Here is a 2,395-nt window from a genome sequence, read left to right on the forward strand (position 1 = left end):
CGCGGATGTAGACGGCGCGCACCCGGCCGGGGTGGGCGGCGACGATCTCGCGGTAGATCTCGGGGTCGCGCTGGCCGCTGTCGCCGATCAGCACGACCGGCCGGTCGTCGTAGAGGCGCATCATCGCCTCGATCAGGTGGCGCTTGTGGTCGACGGCGCGCCGCGGCAGCGGGTGCTTCCAGCTCAGGCCCCATTCGCGCAGGAAGAGGATGGGGCCGACCGGGATGTCGTGCCGCTGGAAGAATTCCTCCAGCACCTCGTAGATGCCCCAGGGCGCGCGCGAGACGTAGAGGATGGGGTTCATCTCCCCGCCGCCGGCGCCGCCGTGCAGCGCCCGGTAGAGGGCGGCGACGCCGGGGAAGACGGTGCGGCTCGCGGCGTCGGCGACGAAGAGGTGCCAGAGCATCGCCGCCTTGTTGGCGACGCCGGTGTGCATCACCGTGTCGTCGATGTCGGAGATGACGACGAGCCGCGAGGCCGCGGGCGGGATATAGACCTCGGCGCAGGCGGAGACGGCCTCGGGCACCTCCATGGCGAGCTCGAGCCGGTGCCACAGCCGGTCCGCGGGCGGCGGGGCGCCCGGCGCCATGTCGACGCGGAAATAGCCGTCGCCGTCCGTCTCGACCAGGTGCTCGGCGCCGTAGAAGCGGGCGCGGATGCGGGCGGCGCGCACCGGGCGGCGGCGGATGCGGCGCAGGATGTCGCGGAGCTCGCTCGCGCCGTCGGCCGCGCCGCCGGCCGCATCGGTGCGCTGCCAGAAGGCGCGGCCGATGACGAAGATGCGCGTGGGCGAGCCGTAGCCGCGGTAGGGCTGCAGCACCACGCCGCGCCGCCCGCGCGCCCGGCGCACCGGGCGGGCGAGGAGCGCGAGGATCTCGCGGAGCGGGCCGCGGCGCGAGGTTTCGGACATCCGCGGCGCGCTCCCCTGCCCCGTTTCGCTCCTCTCGGGTGGCAGTTGTCACCGCCCTCCGGCTCGCATAGCGTGGCCGCAAACCCGAGGGGAGGACAAGATGGCCGACGCGTCGTTCGGTTTCGATACCTTGCAGATCCACGCCGGCGTCAAGCCGGACCCGACGACCGGCGCGCGGCAGATCCCGATCTACCAGAACACCGCCTACGTGTTCCGCGACGTCGAGCATGCGGCGCGGCTCTTCAACCTGCAGGAGCTCGGCTATATCTACACCCGGCTGAACAACCCGACCGTGATGGCGCTCGGCGAGCGGCTGGCGGCGCTCGAGGGCGGCGCAGGCGCGGTCTGCACCTCCGCCGGGCACGCGGCGCAGATCATGGCGCTCTTCCCGCTGATGGGGCCGGGGCGCAACATCATCGCCTCGACGCGGCTCTACGGCGGCACGATCACCCAGTTCTCCAACACCATCCACCGCTTCGGCTGGCAGGCGAAGTTCGCCGACACCGAGGATCTCGCCGCGCTCGAGGCGATGGTCGACGGGAACACGCGGGCGATCTTTGCCGAGTCGATCGCCAATCCCGGCGGCTACGTCACCGACATCCCGGCGCTCGCCGCGGTGGCGAAGCGGGTGGGCGTGCCGCTCATCGTCGACAATACCTCGGCCACCGCCTATCTCTGCCGGCCGATCGAGCAGGGGGCGGATCTGGTGGTGCTCTCGACCACCAAGTTCCTGACCGGCAACGGGACGGTGATCGGCGGGGCGATCGTCGATTCGGGGAGGTTCGACTGGTCGGCCTCGGACCGGTTCCCGAGCCTGACCGAGCCCGAGCCCGCCTATCACGGGCTGAGGTTCCACGAGACCTTCGGGCCGATGGCCTATACCTTCCACTCGATCGCGATCGGCCTGCGCGACCTCGGCATGGCGATGGCGCCGCAGAACGCCTTCCTGACGCTGCTCGGCCTCGAGACGCTGAGCCTCAGGATGCGCAAGCATGTCGACAATGCGATGGCGGTGGCGAGCTGGCTCGAGAAGGACCCGCGCATCGAGTATGTGACCTATGCCGGTCTGCCCTCCTCGCCCTGGCACGACCGGGCGAAGCGGCTCTATCCGAACGGGGCGGGGGCGCTCTTCACCTTCGCGCTCAAGGCCGGCTACGAGGCCTGCATCCGGCTGGTGAACTCGGTCGAGCTCCTCAGCCACGAGGCGAACCTCGGGGATGCGCGCTCGCTCATCATCCATCCGGCCTCGACCACCCACCGGCAGCTCACGCCGGAGCAGCTCGAGGCCTCGGGGGCGATCCCGAACGTGGTCAGGCTCTCGATCGGGATCGAGGATCCGAAGGACATCATCGCCGACCTCGACCGGGCGCTCGGCAAGGCCACCGGCTGAGCCGAAGGGCGCGGCCCGGGCCACGCGCCCTCCCCCTCCCCGCCCGAGGCCCGGGCAGCGCTCGGTGGGGCGCTGCCCCGGGGCGGCGCTTCATA

Annotated in this window: 2 protein-coding genes; one reads left to right on the forward strand and one right to left on the reverse strand. The window is 71.4% G+C overall.

All coding sequences use genetic code 11. The annotated features are described in order from the left end of the window. Positions 1-910: phosphatase domain-containing protein (locus Q0112_RS17690; protein ID WP_297977336.1), on the reverse strand; the 910-nt coding region annotated here is incomplete at its 3' end. 100 nt (positions 911-1,010) lie between these two features. Here Q0112_RS17690 and Q0112_RS17695 point away from each other — a divergent pair. Beyond that, complete coding sequence (locus Q0112_RS17695; RefSeq protein ID WP_297977337.1) at positions 1,011-2,300, forward strand: O-acetylhomoserine aminocarboxypropyltransferase/cysteine synthase family protein; 1,290 nt, start codon at positions 1,011-1,013, stop codon at positions 2,298-2,300. The last annotated feature ends 95 nt before the right edge of the window (positions 2,301-2,395 follow it).

The sequence above is a fragment of the uncultured Amaricoccus sp. genome, assembly GCF_937858865.1.
GTDB lineage: Bacteria > Pseudomonadota > Alphaproteobacteria > Rhodobacterales > Rhodobacteraceae > Amaricoccus.

Bases quoted from the DNA above. Each gene is read 5' to 3' on its own strand.
- Q0112_RS17695 (WP_297977337.1), top strand. From the start codon at position 1,011: ATGGCCGACGCGTCGTTCGGTTTCGATACCTTGCAGATCCACGCCGGC.